This window comes from Streptomyces sp. NBC_01233, assembly GCF_035989305.1.
In the GTDB taxonomy this organism is placed as follows: Bacteria; Actinomycetota; Actinomycetes; order Streptomycetales; family Streptomycetaceae; genus Streptomyces.
This window is the reverse complement of the sequence record NZ_CP108514.1, coordinates 296152-319266: the sequence shown is the minus strand read 5'-3', so window position 1 is coordinate 319266 and position 23115 is coordinate 296152. Positions and strand designations below refer to the sequence as shown.

At 72.1% G+C, this 23115-nt stretch carries 22 protein-coding genes and 1 pseudogene; 11 read left to right on the top strand and 12 right to left on the bottom strand.

Translation table 11 applies throughout. The features are described from left to right. Positions 1-96: 96 nt before the first annotated feature. Together OG332_RS01605 and OG332_RS01600 are read left to right on the top strand one after the other, a co-directional pair. Positions 97-420 carry a hypothetical protein gene (locus OG332_RS01605; RefSeq protein ID WP_327411724.1) on the top strand — a complete coding sequence of 108 codons (324 nt, stop codon included), beginning with the start codon at positions 97-99 and terminating at the stop codon, positions 418-420. 63 nt (positions 421-483) lie between these two features. Beyond that, the gene (locus tag OG332_RS01600; RefSeq protein ID WP_327419072.1) at positions 484-882 is read left to right on the top strand and encodes a DUF4440 domain-containing protein; all 399 of its coding nucleotides are present in this window, start codon (positions 484-486) and stop codon (positions 880-882) included. Between the two features lie 34 nt (positions 883-916). Here OG332_RS01600 and OG332_RS01595 read toward each other — a convergent pair whose 3' ends face one another. Beyond that, positions 917-1339 carry an amidohydrolase family protein gene (locus tag OG332_RS01595; protein WP_442816091.1) on the bottom strand — a complete coding sequence of 141 codons (423 nt, stop codon included), beginning with the start codon at positions 1337-1339 and terminating at the stop codon, positions 917-919. Positions 1340-1541: 202 nt separating this feature from the next. Between OG332_RS01595 and OG332_RS01590 the strand changes: the two are divergent. Further along, positions 1542-1817: pseudogene (locus tag OG332_RS01590) on the top strand (phosphotransferase); the annotation flags it as partial. A 123-nt stretch (positions 1818-1940) separates the two neighbouring features. On the opposite strand, the gene OG332_RS01585 reads toward OG332_RS01590, so the two are convergent. Next, on the bottom strand, positions 1941-2471 hold the full coding sequence (locus OG332_RS01585) for a hypothetical protein (RefSeq protein ID WP_327411723.1): 531 nt from the start codon (positions 2469-2471) through the stop codon (positions 1941-1943). A 340-nt stretch (positions 2472-2811) separates the two neighbouring features. Between OG332_RS01585 and OG332_RS01580 the strand changes: the two genes are divergently transcribed. From OG332_RS01580 to OG332_RS01570, 3 genes are all read left to right on the top strand, one after another. Further along, a complete protein-coding gene (locus OG332_RS01580; protein ID WP_327411722.1) occupies positions 2812-3231 on the top strand; it encodes a helix-turn-helix transcriptional regulator in 420 nt (139 codons plus the stop codon). 10 nt (positions 3232-3241) lie between these two features. Then, entirely contained in the window at positions 3242-3655 is a 414-nt protein-coding gene (locus OG332_RS01575; RefSeq protein ID WP_327411721.1) for a VOC family protein, read from the top strand. 80 nt (positions 3656-3735) lie between these two features. Beyond that, positions 3736-6138: an excinuclease ABC subunit UvrA gene (locus OG332_RS01570; protein ID WP_327411720.1), complete on the top strand. Its 2403-nt coding sequence runs from the start codon at positions 3736-3738 to the stop codon at positions 6136-6138. A gap of 98 nt (positions 6139-6236) precedes the next feature. Here OG332_RS01570 and OG332_RS01565 read toward each other — a convergent pair whose 3' ends face one another. From OG332_RS01565 to OG332_RS01555, 3 genes are all read right to left on the bottom strand, one after another. Beyond that, the gene (locus OG332_RS01565) at positions 6237-7421 is read right to left on the bottom strand and encodes a cytochrome P450 (protein ID WP_327411719.1); all 1185 of its coding nucleotides are present in this window, start codon (positions 7419-7421) and stop codon (positions 6237-6239) included. Next, complete coding sequence (locus tag OG332_RS01560) at positions 7411-8151, bottom strand: tRNA-dependent cyclodipeptide synthase (protein WP_327411718.1); 741 nt, start codon at positions 8149-8151, stop codon at positions 7411-7413. Before OG332_RS01560 ends, OG332_RS01565 begins: the two co-directional genes overlap by 11 nt. Positions 8152-8416: 265 nt before the next feature. After that, complete coding sequence (locus OG332_RS01555; RefSeq protein WP_327411717.1) at positions 8417-8689, bottom strand: hypothetical protein; 273 nt, start codon at positions 8687-8689, stop codon at positions 8417-8419. 198 nt (positions 8690-8887) lie between these two features. Between OG332_RS01555 and lepB the strand changes: the two genes are divergently transcribed. Next, on the top strand, positions 8888-9508 hold the full coding sequence (gene lepB, locus OG332_RS01550; RefSeq protein WP_327411716.1) for a signal peptidase I: 621 nt from the start codon (positions 8888-8890) through the stop codon (positions 9506-9508). A 76-nt stretch (positions 9509-9584) separates the two neighbouring features. Here lepB and OG332_RS01545 read toward each other — a convergent pair whose 3' ends face one another. After that, on the bottom strand, positions 9585-10457 hold the full coding sequence (locus OG332_RS01545; protein ID WP_327411715.1) for a PhzF family phenazine biosynthesis protein: 873 nt from the start codon (positions 10455-10457) through the stop codon (positions 9585-9587). Between the two features lie 14 nt (positions 10458-10471). Further along, positions 10472-11104 carry a hypothetical protein gene (locus OG332_RS01540; protein WP_327411714.1) on the bottom strand — a complete coding sequence of 211 codons (633 nt, stop codon included), beginning with the start codon at positions 11102-11104 and terminating at the stop codon, positions 10472-10474. Between the two features lie 71 nt (positions 11105-11175). Between OG332_RS01540 and OG332_RS01535 the strand changes: the two genes are divergently transcribed. Further along, the gene (locus tag OG332_RS01535; protein ID WP_327411713.1) at positions 11176-12144 is read left to right on the top strand and encodes a TAXI family TRAP transporter solute-binding subunit; all 969 of its coding nucleotides are present in this window, start codon (positions 11176-11178) and stop codon (positions 12142-12144) included. A 4-nt stretch (positions 12145-12148) separates the two neighbouring features. Here OG332_RS01535 and OG332_RS01530 read toward each other — a convergent pair whose 3' ends face one another. From OG332_RS01530 to OG332_RS01520, 3 genes are read right to left on the bottom strand one after another with little or no spacing between them, the layout of a single operon-like run. Then, a complete protein-coding gene (locus OG332_RS01530; protein WP_327411712.1) occupies positions 12149-13645 on the bottom strand; it encodes a sensor histidine kinase in 1497 nt (498 codons plus the stop codon). Next, the gene (locus OG332_RS01525) at positions 13642-14367 is read right to left on the bottom strand and encodes a response regulator transcription factor (RefSeq protein WP_327411711.1); all 726 of its coding nucleotides are present in this window, start codon (positions 14365-14367) and stop codon (positions 13642-13644) included. Before OG332_RS01525 ends, OG332_RS01530 begins: the two co-directional genes overlap by 4 nt. A 35-nt stretch (positions 14368-14402) precedes the next feature. After that, positions 14403-15794, bottom strand: coding sequence for an MFS transporter (locus OG332_RS01520; protein WP_327419071.1), 1392 nt, complete (start codon positions 15792-15794; stop codon positions 14403-14405). Positions 15795-16104: 310 nt separating this feature from the next. Here OG332_RS01520 and OG332_RS01515 point away from each other — a divergent pair, with 310 nt between their 5' ends. Together OG332_RS01515 and OG332_RS01510 are read left to right on the top strand one after the other, a co-directional pair. Then, complete coding sequence (locus OG332_RS01515) at positions 16105-17445, top strand: phytase (protein ID WP_442816090.1); 1341 nt, start codon at positions 16105-16107, stop codon at positions 17443-17445. Between the two features lie 103 nt (positions 17446-17548). Continuing rightward, positions 17549-18397 (top strand): PaaX family transcriptional regulator, encoded by an 849-nt coding sequence (locus OG332_RS01510; protein WP_327411709.1) that lies wholly within the window; start codon positions 17549-17551, stop codon positions 18395-18397. Positions 18398-18428: 31 nt separating this feature from the next. Here OG332_RS01510 and OG332_RS01505 read toward each other — a convergent pair whose 3' ends face one another. Together OG332_RS01505 and OG332_RS01500 are read right to left on the bottom strand one after the other, a co-directional pair. After that, positions 18429-19859 carry a serine hydrolase domain-containing protein gene (locus OG332_RS01505; protein WP_327419070.1) on the bottom strand — a complete coding sequence of 477 codons (1431 nt, stop codon included), beginning with the start codon at positions 19857-19859 and terminating at the stop codon, positions 18429-18431. A 139-nt stretch (positions 19860-19998) separates the two neighbouring features. Further along, positions 19999-21633: a carboxylesterase/lipase family protein gene (locus tag OG332_RS01500; protein WP_327411708.1), complete on the bottom strand. Its 1635-nt coding sequence runs from the start codon at positions 21631-21633 to the stop codon at positions 19999-20001. A gap of 306 nt (positions 21634-21939) precedes the next feature. Here OG332_RS01500 and OG332_RS01495 point away from each other — a divergent pair, with 306 nt between their 5' ends. Beyond that, positions 21940-23115, top strand: a complete 1176-nt coding sequence (locus OG332_RS01495; RefSeq protein WP_327411707.1) for an ABC transporter substrate-binding protein — start codon at positions 21940-21942, stop codon at positions 23113-23115.

Here is a 23115-nt window from a genome sequence, read left to right as displayed (position 1 = left end):
GTCCGCGGTGAACGCGCAGGCCGCACCGCCCCCACCGCCGGCGACCCCCGCACCGCCGGCCCGGGAGGACCGGCACGCCGGCTGGCTGGAGCTGTCATGGCCGCCGGGCTGGCCACCGCCGTCGAGGAGGCCGGCCACGCGCACCTGCCGCTCGGCGCGGTCGGGGCCCTGGCCGGCGGGCTCGCCGTCTACCACCTGGCCCACGCCGCCATCGCGCTCCGCTTCGGCCGCGCTCCGCGGGACGTCGTGACCTGGGCCCTGCCCGGAGTCGCCGTTCCGCTGCTCGTCGTCCTGGGCACCGACCACCTCGCGCCCTGGCTGGTCGTCCTGCTGCTCGCCGCCGGGGCCATCGGCCACCTGCTGTACGCCAAGGCGATCGTCCGGCGCCGCACCCGCGAGGCGCAGAGCCGGCTGCCCTGAAAGCGGAGGGATGTCCGCCGCCCGCACGGGTGTTACTGTCGCGCCATGTCCATGTCCATGTCCATGTCCAAGGCCGAGATAGACGTGGTGACCGCCGAGTTCTTCGGCGCCTTCGACAACCGCGGTGGCAAGGCCGCCGACGTGGGACGGATCCGGCGGCTGATGCTGCCGGGCGGAGTGATCGTGAGTACCGGCCCGGACCTCACGTCCTACACCGTGGACGAGTTCATCGAGCCGCGCCGGCTGTTGCTGTCCGGCGGCCGGCTCGTCGAGTTCTCCGAGTGGGAGACCTCGGAACGGACCGAGATCGCGGGCGACATCGCGTCGCGGTTCGGCGAGTACCGCAAGTCCGGGATCCTGGACGGCGAACCGTTCGAGGGCGGCGGGACCAAGACCATCCAGTTCGTGCGGACCCCGGAGGGCTGGCGGATCACCGCCTTCGCCTGGTTCGACCAGCCCTGACCGCGAAGCCGACGGCGCATTGCGCCCGCCGGCCTCAGCGGGCGTCCTCGGGGGCGATGCAGCAGCCGTCCCGGAGCATCTGGTGCAGCACGGCGCGCCAGTCCCCGGGGGCCGGGTCCGGCGTCGCGCCGGAACGGGTGAAGGCGTGCTCCAGGGCGGGCCGTTCACGCAGGACACCGCCCTGGATGGTGGCCCGTACGCGGATCAGGTCCGCGAAGTCGGTGAGGGGATCGCCGTCGACGAGGGTGAGGTCGGCGATCCTGCCCGGTTCGACCGTGCCGAGCCGGTCCGCGACGCCGAAGACCCGGGCCGGGGTCCTGGTCACGGTGGTCAGGGCCTCCGCCGGCGACATCCCGTACCGGTGCAGGGCGCGCAGGGCGAGGTGCAGGTGGAGCCCGACGGGGGTGAGCGGCGCGTCGGTGCCCAGCGCGAGGCGGCCGCACCCCCTCGACGACACGCCGGTAGACGCCCACCTCCCGCTCCAGGACGGCTCTCTGCTCCGTGCTCGGCGGGGTCGCGGCCGCGGCCCGGACGGCCTCCACGTCCCAGGGCGGCATCAGGTCCGTCACCCGGGGATCGGCGGCGAGCGCCGGATCGGCGCCGAGCAGCGGCAGCGCGGTGAAGGGGGTGGCGATGAGGTCGAAACCGCCGCGCGCGTAGGCAGGCTGACCTCGGTGATCGACTTCGGGTGCACGGGGGTGGGAGACCCGGCGTGCGATCTGTTCCCGGCGTGGAACCTGCTGCCGGCCGATGCGCGGGAGGTCTTCCGCGAGGCGCTCGGCGTGGACGACGCGACCTGGAGACGGGGCCGGGGCCGGACGCTCTCGCAGGCGCTGATCGCGCTGCCGTACTACCGCAGGACCAACCGGGCGATGGCGCACAACGCCCGTCACGTGATCCGGGAGGTGCTGGCGGAAGGGCGCGGCGCGGGCTGAGGCCTTCGGGCGCCGCCCTTGGCGTGACCGGCGCCGCCACGGGGTCGTCTCGCCGCCGGTCGTGCGGCGCAGCGGGACCGGCGGGCGCTTCGGTTCCGCCCTGACCGGTCCCTCGTGCGTCGCTCAGGAGCTGGCCGCCGAGGTGCAGGCCGAACTGCCCCCGCAGAAGGTGACGTCCCAGTGGTTGCTCTCCCGCGCGTAGACGTTGCCCGCGGCGGACCGGTAGCGGGCCGCGCCGTCGCCGCGGTCGGCGATCCGCGTGAAGCTGCCGGTGACGTAGTTGCCGACACAGCTGGAAGGGCTGAAGTCGATCTTGTAGCCGTTCCAGTGGCTGTAGGTGCCGGGGGCGTGCCCCACCTCGGTGCCGCCGGTGATGGTGAGGGTGCATCCGCTCGCCTTGCGCAGGGTGATGACGTCGCTGATGCTGGCGGCGTTGACCTGCTCCAGGGACGTGCAGGTGCTGTTGTTCCGGTTGCTGCAGCCGCCGCTCGAGGACAGGCCTATTCCGCCGGTCGCGTTCAGCTTGCTCACGGCCGACGCGTGGCTGAGTTTGGCCGGGGCGGCGTGGGCGGTGCCGGGCACGAGCAGGGCGACGAGGGCGGCGGTGGTGCCGACGAGGCTGGTGGCGACGGTGCTGCGGACTCGGCTGCGCATGAGGCTCTTCCCCTTGTTCGCATCGGTGTCATGGTGTCCGGGGCCGCTCGCGGCGATCCGCGACGCGGCCGGCCGGTGACACCCACTTCAGCACCGCGGGCCGACCTTGCCCAGGCCGAACAGGACGGTTGGCCGGTACCGGACAGTGCAAGGGTGTGGTCCGGAACCGGCGGCGGGCCGGCTCCGTACCGTGGAGACGCTCCTCTCTACGGGAGCCGGAGGGTGCGCTGATCTTGAACCGGCCCCAGGCGGCCCGGCAGGACGGGCTGAAGCGCAGCTCCATGGACCGAGTTCGCACAGGTGGCCGACGCCCCGGAACCGCCCGTGCGATGCTGGGTCCATGACCCTGGAGGACCTGGTACGCCTGCGTCGCGCGCGGGACACGATGGACCGCGACTACGCGCAGCCGCTGGACGTTCCGGCGCTGGCCAACGTCGCCCTCATGTCGCCCGGGCACTTCTCCCGCAGCTTCCGCGCCGCCTTCGGGGAGACCCCGTACAGCTACCTCATGACCCGCCGCGTCGAGCGGGCGAAGGCGCTGCTCCGGCGTGGCGACCTCAGCGTCACGGAGGTCTGCTTCGAGGTCGGATGCACCTCGCTCGGGTCGTTCAGCTCGCGCTTCACCGAGCTCGTCGGCGAGAGCCCGAGCGCGTACCGGGCACGCCGGCACGAGGCCGGTGCGGCGATCCCGGCGTGCATCGCGAAGATTCATACGCGACCGATCAGAAACGGAGAAGCGGAATCGGGCGCCGCCTCGTAGCGTCGGAGGCATGACCATCAAGCTCTCACAGTGCTTCATCGCAGTCGACGACCACGACAAGGCGCTCGCGTTCTACCGCGACGTCCTCGGCATGGAGGTGCGCAACGACGTCGGGTTCGAGGGGATGCGCTGGGTGACCGTCGGCGCACCCGAGCAGCCCGACGTGGAGATCGTCCTCGAACCTCCGCTCGCCAACCCCAACGCCTCCCCGACGGACAAGCAGCAGATGGCGGAACTGCTGGCCAAGGGCATGCTGCGCGGGGTGATCTTCTCCACCGACGACGTCGACGCGACCTTCGAGCGCATCCAGGCAGCCGGCGGGGAGGTGTTGCAGGAGCCGATCGACCAGCCGTACGGCGTCCGCGACTGCGCCTTCCGCGACCCGGCCGGCAACATGCTCCGCTTCAACCAGCCGAAGCGGTAAAGACCACGAGCAGCAGAGTCCGGACCAGCGAAACCGACGGGGAACGCGCACGCGGTCCCCGCCCGAACGACGGAGACACGATGAGCAAGGCCACGGGGACGGGGACGGGGGCGCGGTCCTCCGTGCCGCACGGTGCCGACAGCCACGACGTGATCCGCGTGCACGGCGCGCGCGAGAACAACCTCAAGGACGTCAGCATCGAGATCCCGAAGCGCCGGCTGACGGTGTTCACCGGGGTCTCCGGCTCGGGCAAGAGCTCGCTCGTGTTCAACACGATCGCCGCGGAGTCCCAGCGGCTGATCAACGAGACGTACAGCAGCTTCGTCCAGGGCTTCATGCCGGCGCTCGCCCGCCCCGAGGTCGACGTCCTCGACGGTCTGACGACCGTGATCACCGTCGACCAGCAGCGGATGGGCGCCGATCCCCGCTCCACCGTCGGCACCGCCACCGATGCCAACGCGATGCTGCGCATCCTCTTCAGCAGGCTCGGGAAGCCCCACATCGGCCCGCCCAGCGCGTACTCCTTCAACACGGCCACGGTCCGGGCGAGCGGCGGGATCACCGTCGAACGCGGCGCCGCCAGGACCAAGACGGTGAAGGCGACCTACAACCGCACCGGCGGCATGTGCACGCACTGCGAGGGCCGAGGCAAGGTCTCGGACATCGACCTCACCCAGCTCTACGACGACTCCAAGTCCATCGCCGAGGGTGCGTTCACCATCCCCGGCTGGAAGTCGGACAACGTGTGGACCGTGGGGATCTACGCCGAGTCGGGATTCCTCGACCCGGACAAGCCGATCCGCCGGTACACGAAGAAGGAGATGCAGGACTTCCTCTACCGCGAGCCGACCAAGGTGAAGGTCAACGGAGTCAACCTCACCTACGAGGGGCTGATCCCCAAGATCCAGAAGTCCTTCCTGTCCAAGGACAAGGAGGCGATGCAGCCGCACATCCGGGCGTTCGTGGAGCGGGCGGTCACCTTCACCACCTGTCCCGAGTGCGACGGCACCCGGCTCAGCGAGGGGGCCCGGTCGTCGAAGATCAAGCGGATCAGCATCGCCGACGCGTGCGCGATGGAGATCAGGGACCTCGCCGAATGGGTCCGGGGTCTCAAGGAGCCGTCGGTCGCACCGCTGCTCGCCGCGCTGCAGCGGACGCTCGACTCCTTCGTCGAGATCGGCCTGGGCTACCTCGCCCTCGACCGGCCCGCGGGCACGCTGTCGGGCGGCGAGGCGCAGCGCGTCAAGATGATCCGCCACCTCGGTTCCGCGCTCACCGACGTCACCTACGTCTTCGACGAGCCCACCATCGGCCTGCACCCCCATGACATCCAGCGGATGAACGACCTGTTGCTGCGGCTGCGCGACAAGGGCAACACGGTCCTCGTGGTGGAGCACAAGCCCGAGGCGATCGCGATCGCCGACCACGTGGTCGACCTCGGCCCCGGCGCCGGGACGGCGGGCGGCACCGTCTGCTTCGAGGGCACCGTCGAGGGCCTGCGGGCCGGCGACACGATCACCGGCCGCCATCTCGACGACCGGGCCACCCTCAAGGAGACGGTGCGCGAGCCCGCCGGCACCCTGGAGATCCGCGGCGCGACGGCGAACAACCTGCGGGACGTCGACGTCGACATCCCGCTCGGGGCACTGGTCGTCATCACGGGGGTCGCCGGCTCCGGCAAGAGCTCCCTCGTCCACGGATCGATTCCGGCGCGCGAGCAGGTGGTGTCGGTCGACCAGACGCCGATCCGCGGCTCCAGGCGCAGCAACCCGGCGACCTACACCGGACTGCTCGAACCGATCCGCAAGGCGTTCGCCAAGGCCAACGGCGTGAAGCCGGCGCTGTTCAGCGCCAACTCCGAGGGCGCCTGCCCCACGTGCAACGGCGCCGGGGTCATCTACACCGACCTGGCGATGATGGCGGGCGTGGCCACCCCCTGTGAGGACTGCGAGGGGAAGCGGTTCCAGGCGGAGGTGCTGGAGTTCCGGCTCGGCGGCCGCGACATCAGCGAGGTCCTCGCGATGTCCGTGAACGAGGCCGAGGAGTTCTTCGGCTCCGGCGAGGCGCACACGCCTGCCGCGCACAAGATCCTGGACCGGCTCGCCGACGTGGGCCTCGGGTACCTCACCCTCGGCCAGCCGCTCACCACGCTGTCCGGCGGCGAACGGCAGCGGCTCAAGCTGGCCACCCACATGTCGGAGAAGGGCGGCGTCTACGTGCTCGACGAGCCGACGACCGGCCTCCACCTCGCCGACGTGGAAAACCTGCTCGGCCTGCTCGACCGGCTCGTCGACTCGGGCAAGTCGGTGATCGTGATCGAGCACCACCAGGCGGTCATGGCACACGCCGACTGGATCATCGACCTCGGCCCCGGCGCCGGCCACGACGGCGGCAAGGTCGTCTTCGAGGGCACTCCCGCCGACCTCGTGGCCAAGCGCTCCACGCTCACCGGCGAGCACCTCGCGGCCTACGTCAGCGCCTGATACCTCCTGGGGGCGTCGCGCGCGAGCCGCTACGGGGACTGCCCCGGCCGGATGTTCCGGCCGGGGCAGTCGTCGTACGCGTGCATGCGCCTGGTGGGTTACCAGAGCACGGGCAGGCGCTCCGGAAGGCGCTTCATGAAGCGGGTCCGCCAGACCAACTGGTCGACGGGGACGGCGAGCTGGAGGTTGGGCATCTTCTCCAGCAGGACCTCGACGGCGATCTCGGTGTGCCGCTTGCCGAGGGCGGTGGCGGGGCAGTAGTGCTGCCCGCCGCCGAAGGAGAGGTGCGTGCCGGCGTTCGCCCGGTCGATGTCGACGACGTGCGGGTCCGGGTACACGGCCGGGTCGGTGTTGGCGGCCTCGACCAGGACCAGCATGAGCTCGCCCTTCCTCACCTCGACGTCGCCGAGGGTGACGTCCTCCAGGGCGAGGCGGGGCAGGCCGTCGGCGATGGAGAGGTTGATGCGCAGGAGTTCGTCCACGGCGGCGGGGATCTTCTCCGGCGCCTCGCGCAACTGCTCCCACACCTCGGGGTGCTGGATGAGGGAGACGAGTGCCATCGTCAGGAAGCCCATGGTGGAGATGACGCCGGCACCGAACAGTGTGACGCCGACCGTGGCCAGCATCTCGTCCGTCAGGTGGGCGTAGTCCGGGTCGTCGCGCAGGGCGGCGAGTTCGGAGATGAGCCCGGTGGTGGCGGGGTCGTCCAGGCGCTCGACCATGTAGGCCATGTCCCGGTCCCAGTTGAGCTTGGCACCGGTGACGGGGCAGGCCGAGTTCATGAAGGCGATGTCGAGGCTGGCGGCCAGGCGCGGGGCGTCGGCCTCCGGGATTCCGAGGATCCGGCAGTGGAGGCGCTCGGCGTACGGGTTGGCGAACTGGCCGCGCAGGTCGACCGGCGCACCGTAGGTCAGCAGGCTGTCGACGAGGGCAGTGGCCTCGGCGCGCATCCAGTCGACGAGGCCGTCGGTCTTGGGGTTGATCGCCTTGAGGACGGCCTTGCGAAGACCGGCTCCGGTGATGTTGCCCATGTTGTTGACGACCTCGGGCGGGATCGTCAGGGCGTACTGGCGGGGCACGCCGGGAGCGGACGTGTCCTTCAGGCTGAACCGGGGGTCCTCCAGGACCAGCTTGCACAGTTCATAGGAGGAGACGAGCCAGGCTTCGTCGCCGGCTATCGTGCGAACCCGCTTCACGGGCTCGCTGCGGAGTTCCTCGATCTCACGGGGGAGCTGGTCGCCGCGCGCGGAGAACGGGAAGTCGAGCAGGGTGTCAGTGGGCATCGGGGTGTCCTTCAACGGGCGTGATGACGGCGTGGCCCTGGTTGCGCGAAGCGCGCAGACCCGAACCGCGGGAGTACAGCAGTTCCGCCATCGGCAGGAGCTGGTGGTAGCAGTTGAGCGAAGACGGCACGCCGAGGATGGCCGGCGTGTCGAGGAAGAGCGGCGCCTCGGCGCAGACGTACTCGAGGCACACCTCGCGCTGCCGGGTGGTGGCGGACTTCCCGTCCAGGACCTTGGAGGAGAGGAATGAGTCGACCAGGGAGTTGCAGGTCCTGCGGAACTCCGGGTCGTTGTCGAGCAGGCTGTTCAGGTGGCTGTGCAGAGCGCGGTAGGCCGGGATGTCGGTGAGGGAGGACATCGGCCGGGCGCGCAGGCGGGTGCCGGTGGGGTCGGCTTCTGCGGCGGCGTTGTTCACCTTGGCGCGAACGCCGCGCAGATTCTTGACCGCCTTGCGTCGGGCCTCGTCCTCGCCGTAGCCGAGGGCCTCGTACATCTCCGCTACGTGCAGGTCGGTGTAAATGAGGTCGACCTGCTCGAAGTTGCGCATCCCCCATTGGGCGAGGTCGAGAACGCGCTGGGCGGAGAAGTAGCTGTTCCCCGGCGAGATGCCTATGACGGCATGGTCGCCTTCGGTGCTAATCACCTGGCAGTGCGGGGTGTACGGCCGGACTGTGAAGACTTCGGTCGCTGTCGTCAACAGGTGTCGGGTCCTTTGCGCCGCAAGTCCCATGGGGCCCTGTGCCCCGGGTGTGGCGGCGACGTGAAGGAAGGTACCGCAACTCTGTGCGACGTTCCATCACTTCCTGTTGGTAACTCACCTGTCGGACAACACGGTTGTCTGGGGCACCTTTTGAGTGGGCCGTGCGGCGCGAAGAGTTGGTGCCGAGTTCGCGCTGAGTTGACGAAATCCAGGGTGCCGTTGTGGCCGCGGACGGGGCCGCCCGGACAGCGGCCGGCCCCTGGCCTCGGGCTTCGTGGACCCGTCGTCCCGTCGGTCAGAACGTTTCCGCCCAGTCGGCCATCGGCATGGCCTCGAAGGCCGAGACGGACGTGGCCGCGGTCTCCCCGTTGTGGGAGCCGACCGTGTTGTCGCGTCCGGCGTTGAAGACGTCGTCCTGGGCCACCTGGACGATGGTGCTGCCGACGACGAACACGTAGGTCGGGCCCGAGTCGGCGGCCGCGGGCGCGGCGGCGGCGAACAGGCCGAGCATGGTGCCGGCGGCGAGGACGGCCAGGGCGCGGGAGGTGGTACGGACGGTTCGCTTCACGGCGATGCCTTTCGCAGATTCGGAACGTACACCTCCGGAAGGTAGGAGCCCCCGCCCCGCCGTGGAGGGCCGACACACGGCGGTCGCCCTGAATGGCCCACGGCGACGTACTCTTCACCGAGACGGATGATCATGGGGGGCAGCGTGGGGAACGGACCGGCACGCAGACGCGGAATATGGGCGATCGCCCTCCTGGTCATGGGGGTGAAGACGGTCCTGGCGGCGCTGGTCACGATCGGCGTGTTCTTCGCGCCAGGGGGGTACGACGCCCAGCGCATGGGGGACGATTTCATGGCGCCGAGGTCTCCTCGCGGCACGGACGTCTGGTACGAACTGTCCGGCGAGGAACGCATCCACCGCGGGGACGTCGCCGTGGTCTCCGATCCGGAGGGCGTCGACGGCATCGGCATCGGCGGGCGGGTGCTGGCGGTCGCGGGCGACCGGCTCTCGTACGCGAGCGGGGATCCCGCCCTGACGCTCAACGGGAAACCCCTCGCCGAGCCGTACCTGGCACCCGGCTCCCCGCCCTCGGCCGTGCCCTTCGACGTGCGCGTCCCCGAAGGACGGGTACTGGTCATGGGCGACAACCGCGGGCTCTCGCACGACGCCGACTACCTGGCCGGCCAGGGCCACGGCACCCTCCCCACCGGGGACATCCGGGGCAAGCTCGTCCCGAAGCCCACCTGGCTGCTCTTGGCGGCCATCGCGCTGGCCCTGGGTGCGCTCTTCGCCCTCGCCGGCACCGTCGTCGGCATTTCCTTCCTGACCGCCCGCCGCCGCGCCCGGGCATCCGCCCCCGCGACCCTCGGGCAGCACTGAACCCCGACCCGGGACCGCCCACTTCCTGCGCGGCCCGATCCTGGTCGGCGGGGCGGGCCCGACGCCGTACGGGACCTCACCCCGGCGGCAGTTCGCGCAGCCGGCCCTCCGCGACGAACGCGACGCCGCCCCCGACGTGCACGGAGTGGACGTCCTCGCCGTGGCCGTCGGCGATGACGGTCATCTCGCTGGGGCGGCCGGTGAACCGGCCCTGGCGCAGAACGGCCGGCTCCCCGGCGCCGATGCGGCCGTGGCGGCGCAGGTAGGCGGCGGCGCAGCCCGCGCCGCTGCCGGTGGCGACGTCTTCGAGGACCCCGTCGTTGTTCCAGTGCCGTTCCTCCGGGGCCGCGGCGTCCAGGAGGTAGGCGAACTGGGCGCCGATGCGGGCCAGTGGACCGTCGAGGGGCGCGGTGACGCGGGCGCGGGCCAGCGCGTCGCCGCGCACGGGGAGCACCAGGTAGCGCAGGCCCGTGGAGACCACCTCCGGCGGCAGGCCGGGGTCCAGGTCCCCCGGTTCGAGCGCGAACAGGGCGGCGAGGCCGTGCGGGTCGGGACGGCCCAGGAAGGCGGCGGCGCCCTGGTCGAGGAGGCTCGCGTACCGGCCCGGACCGCGGCGCTCGGTGGTGACCTCCACCGTCCGGGCCGGCAGCCGCAGGGTCCAGGCCTCGTGGTCGGCGGCGCCGTGGAGGGCGTGCAGTACGGCGGCGGCGCCGATGAGGGGGTGACCGGCGAAGTGCAGTTCCCCGGTGAGGTCGAAGACACGGGCCCGCGCCCGCCGGGGGTTCGCGGGCGCGCCGTCGCGGAGCAGGAAGACGGACTCGAAGTGGCGCAGTTCGCGGGTGACGGCCTGCATCTGTCCGCCGGTCAGCTCATCCGCCTCGGGGAACACCGCGAGGCTGTTGCCGCTGTAGGGGTGGCCGGTGAAGACGTCGACGTGGTGGTAGCGCATGGGGCTCCGGGCCGTCAGTGGGCGAAGGGCGGTTCGAAGCAGCCGCTCTCCAGGTACGGGCCGTTCGTCTTCACCTGGTAGTTGGTCTTCTGCACGAACGCCGTGACGCAGGCGTCGTCGTGAACCCGCAGCCCGACGCGGGTGCCCTCGGGCGTGACGTAGTGGTCGGCCTGGAAGCGCGGCTCCATCTCCCGCACGCTGAGCGTCCCGCCGAGCCGCTCACCCTTCGGCCCGGTCTTCTCCTCCTCGTATCCGAGCGGCCGCAGGGCCGACCGCACGCTCTGGGGGTCCCACTTCCCCTCCTCCCAGAGCCGCTTGAGCACGGGCTCGATCCGGTCGGCCTCCCCCCGCGCGTCCTTCGCGCTGGCGGGGGACATCTCGCCGGAGCGGCGGTGGGCGTTGTTGTCCCCGTAGTGCGGGGCGCCGTCGCCCGCTCCGGGCTCGACGTAGGGGGAGGCGCCGGGGGCACTCGCACTCGCACTCGCACCGAGGGTCGTACTCGGGCTCGCGGTCGGGAGCGCGTCCGGGGCGGCGGGTGCCGCGTCCGTTCCCCGGCGCTCGCCGCAGGCGGTCAGGGACAGGACAGCGCTCAGGAGAAGGGCGGCCGCGGCGGAGCAACGGCGCGGCCCGCGTATCGAAATGACCATGGGAGGACTCTGCCATGCCGGGCCGCGGAGCCGACCTCCGCCACCACGGCGACACCCCCTAGGCTTGGGTGGTGACCAGCGCAGAGCCCAGCCGCCGACGGGTGATGGCCGCCGGGCTCGGCGCCCTCGCCGGGGCACTGGCCGGATGCTCGGGCGAGGCCGGACCGGTACGCCGGCTACGACTCGCGACGGGGCCGGAGGGCGGGCCGTACAACGCCTTCGGGAAGGCCCTCGCCCGGGCCGTCGCAGCGAGTGGCGGGCCGCTCGAGATCGTGCCCGTCAGCACCGCGGCGAGCGTGGACAACCTGCGACGGCTGGACGACGGCTCCGTGGAACTGGCGCTGGCCATGGCGGACGTGGCCGAGGACGCGGTACTCGGGCGTGAGTCGTTCTCCCGGCCGGCCTCGATGACGGCACTCGCCCGCGTGTACGTGAACTACACGCACCTGCTCGTCCCGGCGGACGGGCCGGTGCGCGCGGTCCAGGACCTCGCCGGGCGTCCGGTCGCGGCCGGCGCTGAGGGCTCGGGCGTACAGGTGGTGGCGGAACGGGTCCTGCGGGCGGCCGGGCTGAGCGGGGGCCCCGCGCCGGCCCGCGCACGGCGACTGGGCCTCGCCGCCTCGGTCGGGGCGCTGCGCGAGGGCGCGGTCGACGCGCTGTTCTGGTCCGGAGGCGTGCCCACACCTGCGCTGTCGGGGCTGGCGCGCGAGCTGCCGCTGCGCTTCCTGCCCCTCGACGGCTACGTGGGCGCGCTGCGGGAGCGGTACGCCCCCGCCTACTCGGCGGTCACACTGCCGGCCGGGGTGTACGGGCTCGCGGAGCCGGTCGCGACCATCGGGGTCGGCAACTACCTCCTGGCCCGTGCGGACGTGGGGGAGGGCGCCGCGCGCGGGCTGCTCCACGTCGTGTTCGAGCAATGGCGTGACCTGCTGCGCGAGGTCACGGCGGGCGCGCGGCTGGAGCCCCGGTTCGCCATCTCGACCGGCGAGGTGCCGCTCCACCCGGGGGCGGTCGCCTACTACCGGTCGGTGTACGGCTGAGCGGTCACGGGGCCGGGAGGCGGAGCTCGACGACCAGGCCGTGCGGCACGTTGCCGCGGACGTCCAGCCCGCCGCCGCTGCCGCGGGCTAGCTCGTCGGCGATGGCCAGTCCCAGGCCGCTGCCGCGCACGTTCTGGTGCTCGGGGGAACGCGCGAAACGCCTGAGCAGCAGGCCCAGTTGGTCCTCCGGGACGCCCGGGCCGTCGTCGGCGACCCGGACGACCGCGCTCCCGTCGGCCGCACGTGTGGCGAACACGTCGACCCGGCCGTCACGCGGCACGAACTTGACGGCGTTGTCGAGGAGCGCGTCCAGGATCCGGCCCGCCGCGTCGGGCAGGGTCCGCGCCCGCAGTTCTCCCGGCGGGCCTGCGACGGTCAGGCGCAGGCCCGCGGCGCGGAAGACCGGGGTCCAGGCCGTCACCCGGTCCCGTACCGCCTGCGCCACGTCCTGGTCGCCCGGCTCCGCCGTGCCGGACTCCACCCGGGCCAGGGACAGCAGGCCGTCGAGGAGTTCCTCCAGGCGCTCCGCCTCGTCCAGGGCGCGGGTGTGCTCGGTGAGGCCGGGACCGGGAGCGATGTGCGGTTCCACGTTCTCCAGCTGCAGCACCAGGGTGGCCAGCGGGTTGCGCAGCTGGTGGGAGGCGTCGGCGACGAAGTCGCGCTGGCGGCCGATGGAGTCGGCCACGGCCTCCGCCATCGTGTTGAAGTGCTGCCGCAGATGGCGCAGTTCCGGGGGCCCGGTGTCGGAGACGGCCCGCGCCTGGAGGCTGCCGGCGGTCAACCGTTCCACCGCCCGGTCCAGATCGAGGAGCGGGCGCATCAGCCAGCGCGCGATCCCCGCCGCGACCAGGGCCGCCGCCGCGAAGGCGGCGACCGCCCCGGCGGCGATGAGCGACCAGCGGACCGCCACGTCCCGGCGGGCGGCGTCGGTGGGGACGGCCAGCACGACCGCCCCGCTGACCCGCTCGTCCCGGCCCACCGGTTCGGCGAGTACGACGGTCCTCGGACCCCAGGGGCGCAGTGTCGGCAGCCGGTCGGTGGAGCGGCCGGTGAGGGCGCGGCTACGGGCCTCCGTCGCCGCGGAAGGGGATTCCGGGGCGGTGCCGGTGCCGGTGCCGGTACCTGTGCCGGCGTCGCTGTCCTGCCCGGCGTCGCCCGTGTCCGTGTCCGTGCCCGTTCCGGTACCGGTGGCCGCGTCCGTGGCGGCCTGCGACGCGGGCCCCGCTCCGGCCCGCGCGACGGTCTCTCCCGCCGTGTCGACCACCACCACCCCGGCTTCGTACAGCTCGGCGTAGCGGCCGATCTCGGCCGAGAGCTCTGCCCGGTCGGCGGCGGTGCGCATCCGGTCGGCGAGATCGGCGAACCGCACGGCCTCCGAACGCCGTTGCAGCAGCAGGTGCTCGGTACGGCCGCGCGCGTAGGCGTCGGCCAGGGGGACGCAGAGCAGCAGTGCCGCGGCCCCCATGAGCGCCATCAGCACGGCGAGGAGCCTGCGCCTCATCGCGTGCCGTCCCCGTCCGCGGGCGCGGTGGGGGAGCCGAGCTGGTAGCCGAAACCGCGGACCGTGCGCACGAGGTGGGAGCGGCCGGTCTTGGCACGGATCCCGGCCACGTGCACGTCCAGGGAGCGGGAGGCGGCGAGGAAGGCGTCCCCCCAGATCCGGTCCAGGATCACCTCACGGGAGTGCACCTCGTCCGGGCGGGCGGCGAGGAAGGCGAGGACGTCGAACTCGCGCCGGGTCAGCCTCACTTGGGCGCCCGCCACGGTGACGGTGCGGCCCGCCGGGTCGACCTCGACGTCCCCGGTGCGGACCGGCCGGCCGCCGGCGCCGGCGGCACCGGCGGGGTGGGCTCCCGTCCGGCCGGAGTGGGTGTCCGTCCGGCGGCGTACCGTGTCGATTCGGGCCATCAGCTCGGCCATCCGGAACGGCTTGACGACGTAGTCGTCGGCGCCCGCCCGCAGCCCCTGCACGATGTCGCGCTCCTCGCAGCGCGCGGTCACCACGATCAGGGGCGCGTCGCAGACGGTCCGCAGCCGCCGCAGCAGTTCGAGCCCGTCGAGGTCGGGAAGCCCCAGGTCCAGCAGGACGAACTCGGCCTCGTGCACGTGCCGCAGGGCGTCCAGGGCCCGGCCCACCCGGCGCACCGTGTGCCCCCGCTGGGCGAGTGCGGTGCCGAGGGCCCGGGCCATCCGGTCGTCGTCCTCGACGAGAAGCGCATGCATGGACAGTTCCCTCGCGACCTGTGAGCCCGGTCGGCTCAGCTTACGGGAGCCGCCGCCGGACGTCCCGGGGCTTCACCGGCACCGGCGCCGGTCTCGATCCCGGCAGCGCAGTCGGCCTCGGCCTCGGCGCGGCTGAGCGCGGCGTTGCGGGTGTCCGGCATCAGCACGTACGTCACGAGGGAGACCAGGGCGCACCCGGAGACGTACCAGAAGAACATCTTCTCGTGGCCGCTGTTCTTGAACCACAGCGCCACGTACTCCGCCGTGCCGCCGAAGAGCGCGTTGGCGATCGCGTACGGAAGCGCCACGCCCAGGGCGCGCACCCGGGTCGGGAACAGCTCCGCCTTCACCGCCGCGTTGATGGACGTGTAACCGGTGATGACGACCAGGGCCAGCAGGGACAGGCCGAGCGCGGACCAGTACGAGGACGCCGACCCGAGGGCGGTCATGATCGGGTACGTGCCGACGGTGCAGCCCACCGCGAAGGTGATCAGCAGCGGACGGCGGCCGATCCGGTCGGACAGCATCCCGGCGAAGGGCTGCAGCACGGCGAAGAGGGTCAGAGCGGTGAAGCTGACCAGGGTGGCGGTCGTCTTCGGCATGCCCGCGCTGCCGACCAGGTACTTGGTGAGGTAGGTGGTGTAGGTGTAGTAGGCCACGGTGCCGCCGAGGGTGAGCGCCATGACCAGGCCCGCCTGCCGCCGGTAGAGCCACAGGGCCTTCAGCGTGCCGCGCGTGCTGTCGTCGTGGGCGTCCTCGCCCGAGGACTCCTCCTTGAACGCGTCGGTCTCCTGGAGCCGGCGCCGCAGCCAGAAGACGACCACCGCGAACAACGCCCCGAGGACGAACGGGATCCGCCACCCCCAGCTCTCCAACTGGGCGGTGGTGAGGGTGTGCTGCATCGTGATCAGGATGCCCAGGCCGAGCAGCTGGCCACAGGTCATCGACACGTACTGGAAGGAAGAGCCGAGGCCGCGCCGGTTGCGGGCCGACGCCTCGGTCAGGTAGGTGGCGCTGGCCGCGTACTCGCCGCCGATGCTCATCCCCTGGAGCAGGCGTGCGAGCAGCAGCACCAGGGCGCCGAAGTAGCCGGCCTGACCGTAGGTCGGGGCCACGGCGATCAGCAGGGCGGCCACCGACATCATGGTGACGGTGAGGGTGAGGGCGCTCTTGCGGCCGTGCCGGTCGGCTGCCCGGCCGAGGATCCACCCGCCGACGGGGCGCATCAGGAAGCCGACGGCGAAGATGCCCGCCGTGTTCATCAGCTGCGTGGTCGGATTGTCGCCGGGGAAGAAGGAGTCGGCGAAGTAGATCGCGAAGCTGGCGTAGACGAACCAGTCGTACCACTCGACCAGATTGCCGAGCGACCCGCCGATCAGGGCGAGACGGCGCTTCTTGCGCTCGTCCCCGGGCGGTGAGGCGGGCATGACGGCGGACGCGGACATGGCGGCTCCTGACGGAAGTCCCCGAGGGGAGAGGGAGAAATGCCCCGGTGGCGGGGAAGTGTCCCGAGCATGCGTCGGCCGTTGTACCCGGACAAGCTCCGGCACGCAGATCTAACGTTCCGCTAAGAAAGCCGCGAGGCTGCGGGGATTTCACGGCTCAGTCATGTGCACGTCATGTCCGCTCCATGGCGGCCACCCGCGGGTGGCGCACGGTGGTGGCGGCCGCCCGGGAGCGCCCCCAGGGGCGGGACGCGGGCCCGGCCCCCACCCGGTACCGTGAGCAGGAGGCAGGATGAGCGTGATCAGGAGAAGGCGGACGCCGGTCGTGACAGTGGCGACCCTCGTGGCCCTGGGAGTGGTCGCCGGGCCGGCGCACGCCCGCGGTGACCACGGCGCGGCGGAGTCGCTGCCGCAGGTCCAGGCCTCCCTGGAGACGCCCTCCCTGTTCGACGACGAGGCCGGCGGCAACGCGAACGCCGACGACCCCGCTATCTGGCGCAACGAGAAGGACCCGGACCGCAGTCTGGTGATCGCCACCGCCAAGGAGGGCGGCCTGCGCGTGTACGACCTGGACGGGCGCCAGGTGCAGTCCCTGCCGGCCCCGCCGCCGAGGGACGGCGACGCGCCCGGGCGCTTCAACAACGTCGACCTGATCACCGGGCTCCGCTTCCCCGGCGGCGGCCGCCACGACGTGGCCGTCGTCTCCGACCGGGGCCGCGACCAGCTGCGCGTCTACCGGATCGACCCCCGCCGGCCCTCCGCCCCCCTGGTCGACGTCACCGACGAGTCGGCGGCCCCACAGGTCTTCTCCGCAGACCAGGACGAGGCCAACGACCAGCGGACCGTCTACGGCCTGGCCGCGTACACCGACCGCCGCAGCGGCCGTTCCTTCGCGGTCACCAGCCGGCGCCACGCCACCGCCCTCGCACTCGCCGAACTCCTGCCCGACGCCCGGGGGAAGGTCGGCTACCGCACGGTCCGCACCACCTCGCTGCCCTCCACCTTCACCCTGCCCGACGGGAAGGCGTGGAGCCCGTGCGGTGAACCGGGCGAACTCCCGCAGGTCGAGGGCATGGTCATCGATCCCGACACCGGCGACCTCTACGCGGGCCAGGAGGACGTCGGCATCTGGAAGCTGGACGCCGACCTGCGTTCCCCCGCCCGGCTGATCGAGAAGGTCCGCTCCTTCGGAGTGCCCGGCACCTGGAACGCCGGGACCGAGGAATGCGACGCGGGCGCGGACCCCGGCTTCGGCGGCCGGCACGTTTCCGCCGACGTGGAGGGCCTGACCATCTGGCGCGACCCGGAGCACCCCGGGCGCGGCGGCTACCTGCTCGCCTCCAGCCAGGGCGACGACACCTTCGCCGTCTTCGAGCGAGAGCGCGGCAACGCGTACGTCCGGAGCTTCCGCATCGCGGCGGGCACCGGGCCAGGTGCCCCCGACGGGTCGCAGGAGTGCGACGGCGCCGCCGTCACCAGCGCACCGCTGGGCAAGAAGTTCCCGAACGGCCTGCTGGTCGTCCAGGACGGCGCCAACACCCCCGGGTCCACCGGTCCCGACGGGGAGGCCCGCACCGACACCGACTTCAAGTTCGTGGACCTGGGCCGCCTCGAACGCGCCGCGCGCCTCTGACCCGGGCCTGCCCGGGCCCGGCCTGCCCGGGCCGGGCGGGACTGGACGGCGCCGCGTTCGCGCGGCTCGGTAGGATCGCGACCGCATACGACGGAAGGCGATCATGGCGGACAGTCCCCTCAGGCCCAGCTCGTTGATCAACACGGTCTACGGGGCGTTCCTGCGACGCCTCGGAGGCTGGATCTCCGTAGCCGACCTGGTCACCCTGATGTCCGAACTGGACGTCGACGGCCCGGCGGCGCGCTCGGCGATCTCCCGGCTCAAGAAGAAGGGCGTCCTCGAACCGGAGCGCCGGGGCGCCACCGGGTACCGGCTCAGCCCAGCCGCCCAGCCCGTCTTCGACGAGGGCGACCGGCGCATCTTCGGCAGCCTGGAACCGGCGAAGCTGAGCGACGGCTGGGCGATGGCCGTCTTCTCCGTGCCGGAGTCCGAGCGGTCGTACCGCTATCAGCTGCGCACCCGGCTGACCTGGCTCGGCTTCGGCAACATCGCCCCGGGCGTGTGGCTGGCGCCCGGCCGCCTCCTCGGCGACGCCCGCGACATGCTCGTCCGCCTCGGGCTCAGCGACTACGTACACCTGTTCGCCGCCGACTACGCCGCTTTCAGCGAGCTCCCCGAAACCGTCAGCTCGTGGTGGGACTTCCCGGCGATCGAGGAGCAGTACGCGGGCTTCACCCAGGCCTACGGACCCCTCGCCGCGCAGCTGACCGAGCAGCGCGACGTCGACGGAGCCGAGGCCTTCCGCGCCTACGTCCCGATGCTCACCCAGTGGCGCCGCCTGCCCTACCTCGACCCGGGCCTGCCCGCCGAACTGCTCCCCGCCGACTGGAACGCGGTCGCCGCACGGCAGATCTTCCAGCAGCTGAACGACGTGCTCGCCGCGCCCGGCCTGCGCCACGTGCAGGAGGTCACGGGCCTGGCGCAGGAGCCGCCCGGGTCCGGGACGGCCTGATCGGCACGACACCCCCGGCTCGGCCGGCCGTTCAGCGGACGTCCACCCGGGGGGCGCAGCGCATGCCGATGTAGCAGCAGGGCGTGCCGTCGGCGAGGGTGGCGAAGACGACGGGCATCCAGTCCTCGCCGAAGGAGGGGCCGGCGCCGGAGGCGGCGAAGACCGTCCCGCTGACCGGGGTGAGGTCCATGGCCAGGGGCGGGGAGAAGTCCTGCATCCCGTCGACGAACTCGTAGAGCAGACGGGGGGCGCCGTCGGGCCCGAGGCCGACGGTGACGACGATTCCTTCGCGCCGGTAGGTGCCGAGCAGCGGGGCCATGTCGACGGCCGGGGGCTGCGCGGGCGGCGCGAAGGCGGGAGGCATCCGGACGTCGGCGAGATCCAGGAGGAGTTCGCGGAGCAGATCGGCGTAGAGGAGGTGGGCGGCGCCGCCGTTGGTGAGGAGGACGACGATGACATCGGCGCCGGGAACGACGCGCAGGTAGCCGTACTGGCCGATCGACGCGCCGTCGTGGCCGTAGCCCCGGATGCCGTTCCAGTCGTAGAGCGACCAGCCCAGCCCCCAGCTGTCCGCGCTGACCGTCCACCGGTCGGGGACGTCGACCTCCCGCCGCTGCATCGCCCCGACGGCGTCGGGGCCCAGGATCTGCGTGCCGTCCGGGGCCGCGCCGCCGTCGAGGTGCATCTTGGCCAGGCGGAGCACGTCCGCGGCGGTGGCCAGCACGCGTCCGGACGGTCCTGCCGAACGGGGCATCCTGTCCCAGGCCGGCGCCGGTTCCGGGTCCACCCCCTCGCCCGGGAGGTGTCCCATCGCGGTACGGAAGGCCAGCGCCTCCTCGGGCAGGGTCATGGTGTGGGTGAGGCCCAGAGGGGCGACGATCCGCTCCTTGAGGGCCTGGTCCCAGGTGCGTCCGGTGACGACCTCGACGATGCGGCCGAGGATGTTGTATCCGACGCTGCTGTAGGAGAGCGCGGTGCCGGGCGGGCAGTCCAGCGCCACGTTCCGGGCGGCCCGGACGTAGCGGGCCACGCAGTCGTCACCGCGACCGCCGTCGTAGGTGAAATCACACGTCAGACCGCTGGTGTGGCTGAGCAACTGGCGGGTGGTGATCGACATCGTGGCCTCGGGATCGGCCACGGAGAACTCCGGGAGCACCTCGATCACGGGGGCGTCGAGGTCCAGTTCGCCCGCGTCGGCGAGCTGCATCACCAGCGTGGCGGTGTAGATCTTGGCTATCGAGCCGAGCTGGAACACCGAGTCGGTGGTCGCCTCCACGCCGGTCCCGCCGTGCAGCAGTCCGCTCGCCAGTTCGTGGATCCGCCCGCCGGTGAACACCGCGAGCGTGGCACCGGGGACGTGGTGGGTGGCGCGCAGCGCGTCGAGGCGGGCCTGCCAGTGGGCGTGGGGGAAAGTTACAACGGGTCCTTCGGCTGGGTGATTTCTTGATCCACATACCGTGATCAACGCCAAAGTAGGCAGGCAGCACAGGCGTTGATAAGGACCGGAGGACACCAGGCAGGGGACTTCGGGCGCCACCGGGGAGCGCGGCCTCCCAGCCGGGTCCTGCTCCGGGAGGGCCGCTTGCCCGGGCGCGTGCCTCTCAGCGCCCCGTCGGCTGGTGCAGGCGCCGCCAGTACCCGGCGAGGTCGTCGACGGCGGAGGTGACCGAGTCCAGTCTCATCGTGGTGCGGGAACTGCGCTCGTAGCGCGCCCAGTTCGGCATGGGGCCGTGGTTGGGGTCGCCGGTGCGGATGAAGGAGATCCAGGACGCGTGCATGGTCGAGGCCAGGCCGTCACGGACCCGGGGGTTCAGCCCCGCCAGGAACGGCGCCTGCGACCACTTGTCGAAGTTGTTGAACGCGAACGGCAGCTCCAGGCAGTGCGCAGCCCCCAGTTGGCCGTTCTCGGCGGGGGTCGGAAGGTCGAACTGGTACGCCCAGACCGGCCGTCCGCGGGCCGCCCGCCGCTCCGCCAGCGACACCGCCGGCATGCGGAACAGGTCGTCGCCGACCAGGTCCATGAGCACGTCGAGCGGGCGGGCGCCCGGCCGGGCCTCCTCGTACGCGGTGTAGGCCTCGCCCGCCCGCGCTCCGAAGGTGTTCCGCGCCCGCGCGAGCACCTGGTCCTTGGTCACACCGGTGTATTCCGGGTTGAGCGCGAAGGCGAAGTTGGCCTCCTCCCGGGTCCAGCCGATGAGGACGTCGATGTCCGCCCCGGGGCCGCTGAGCAGCAGGTCGGCCGGGTTGCGGTCCAGCGTCACCTCGTCGATCACCGGCAGGTAGGGGGTCGACCAGTAGCCCCACTGCTTGGTGCGGCCGAACATCCCGAAGGTGGCGGCGACCAGCTGGGGCCAGGGCACGTCCCGTAGCGCGGCCACGTCCGGCACCTTGAGGATCTCGAGAAAGGCTGCGCTGCGCTGCAGCGACTCCGCCCGGGTGGGGATCTTCAGCCCGAGCGGCGGGCTCTGCAGGATGGCCCGCCGGAACAGCGGGCGGCCGGCGGGCCGTGCGCCGGCGAGCGCCGCCACAGAGAAGGCGCCGCCGGACTGTCCCGCGAGCGTCATGTTGTCCGGGTCGCCGCCGAACCTGGCGATGTTGTCCCGTACCCAGCGCAGCGCGGCGAGCTGGTCGGTGAACCAGAAGTTCCCGCCGTCGCCGTCCTCGCCGAAGTAGAGGTATCCCAGCGGGCCCAGGCGGTAGTTGAGGGTCACGACGACGAGATCGCCGTCCCGCGCGAAGGTCTCGCCGGAGTAGTTGGGCAGCGAACCGGAACCCGAGATGAAGCCGCCGCCGTGGATCCAGACCATCACGGGGCGCTTGCCGGCACCGGCCGCGGGGGTCCAGACGTTGAGCGTGAGGCAGTCCTCGCTGAACGGGGGCGAGCCGTGGTTGCCGAGCGGCCCGCCGCCGCCTTCGGGCTGCGGTGCGCTCGGGCCGAAGGCGGTCGCCTCGCGCGTCCCCTGCCATCCGGGGTGCGGCTGGGCGGGCCGCCACCTGAGGGCGCCCACCGGGGGAGCCGCGTAGGGCACGCCCTTGAACACGGCGAGCCCTCCCTCGACGACTCCGCGCAGTCGGCCCGCGGGCAGCTCCACGACGGGCGAGGGCTCGTTCGCCCGGGGTGCGGCCCGCGCCGTGTGAGCGCCAGGGAGGCCGCCCGGAAGGCCGGTGAGGAATGCGGCACCGGCCAGCACCCCGCTGTTCTTGAGGATTCTGCGCCGCGATGGATCGTCGGTCATGGTGCTTCACTCCCTGACGGATCGGGGGCCCGCCGCCGTAACGGCATAGCGCGAAATTGACGAGGGTCAGTGCTACGGCATACGGGCGACCCGGGTCAAGGGATGGAGCGCACCCGCCGCGTATATCTTGCGAACTATTGACGAGCGTCGCCATTGCGCGATAGACACGTGTCACCTCGATCCCGCACTCCTCTCCCGGGACCCCGTCGAGCACCCCCACTCCGCACCCCCGTTCCGCACCACCATTCCGCACCCCATCGGCACCATCCGGTCCGCCAGGACCGGGTCACAACGTACGGAGTCCCCATGGCAGGTCGGTTTCGCCCCGCAGGTCTGATCACCGCAGTCACCGGCCTCTTGCTGGCCACGGCATGCGGTGGCGCCAGCCTCGGGAACGGCGACGGCAGCAAGCAGAGCGGGCCCGTGAAGATCGGGCTCCTGGTCCCGCAGTCCGGGACCTACAAGGCGCTCGGCGACGACATGAAGCAGGGCTTCGAGCTCTACCTCGCACAGCACGGCGGCAGGCTCGGCGGCCGCGAGGTCCAGATCGTGGTCGCGGACGAGGGGGAGACCGCCGACTCGGGCAAGGCGGCGGCCGAGAAGCTGGTCAAGCAGGACCGGGTCCTGGCGGTCAGCGGGGTGGTCAGCTCGGCCACCATCAACGGGGTCAAGGACCTCTTCGAGACCAGCAAGGTCCCGCTGGTCGGCTCCAACGCCTCACCCACGACCCTGACCGGGACCACGTACGTCTGGCGCACCTCCTACGTCAACGACGAGCCGGGCGAGGCGCTCGGCAAGCACGTCGCCGAGAAGGCCGGCGGCCCGGTCTTCCTCATCGCCGCCGGCTACCAGGCGGGCAAGGACGAGATCGAGGGCTTCAAGTCCACCTTCCTCCCCGCGGGCGGCAAGATCGCGGGGGAGGAGGTCTACACCCCGTTCCCGGCCACCAAGAACTTCCAGCCCTACCTCGCCCAGATCGAGAACTCCGGCGCCAAGGCCGTCTTCTGCTTCTACGCCGGCGGCGCGGCCGTCGACTTCGTGAAGCAGTACCGGGACTTCGGACTGGCCGGCAGGATCCCGCTCTACGCCCCCGGCTTCCTCACCGAGGGCGGCGTACTGAAGGGGCAGGGAGAGGCGGCCACCGGCATCCTCACCGCGCTCAACTACAGCGCCGACCTGGACAACGCCGCCAACAAGCAGTTCGCACCGGCCTACCGCACCGCCTACGGCGCCGACCCGACCACCTATGCGATGGCCTCCTGGGACGCGGCGCAGGTGCTCGACAAGGCGATCAAGGCGGCCGGCGGCACCGTGACCCCGGAAACGGTCAACGCCGCCATCGCCACGGTGGGGGACATCGAAAGCCCGCGCGGCACCTGGCGGTTCAACAGCGGCGGCACGCCCGTGCAGCCCTGGTACCTGCGGGAGGTCCGGCAGGGAGCCAACACCGTCGCCGGCGACCTCGGCCGGCTGGGCGGCTGA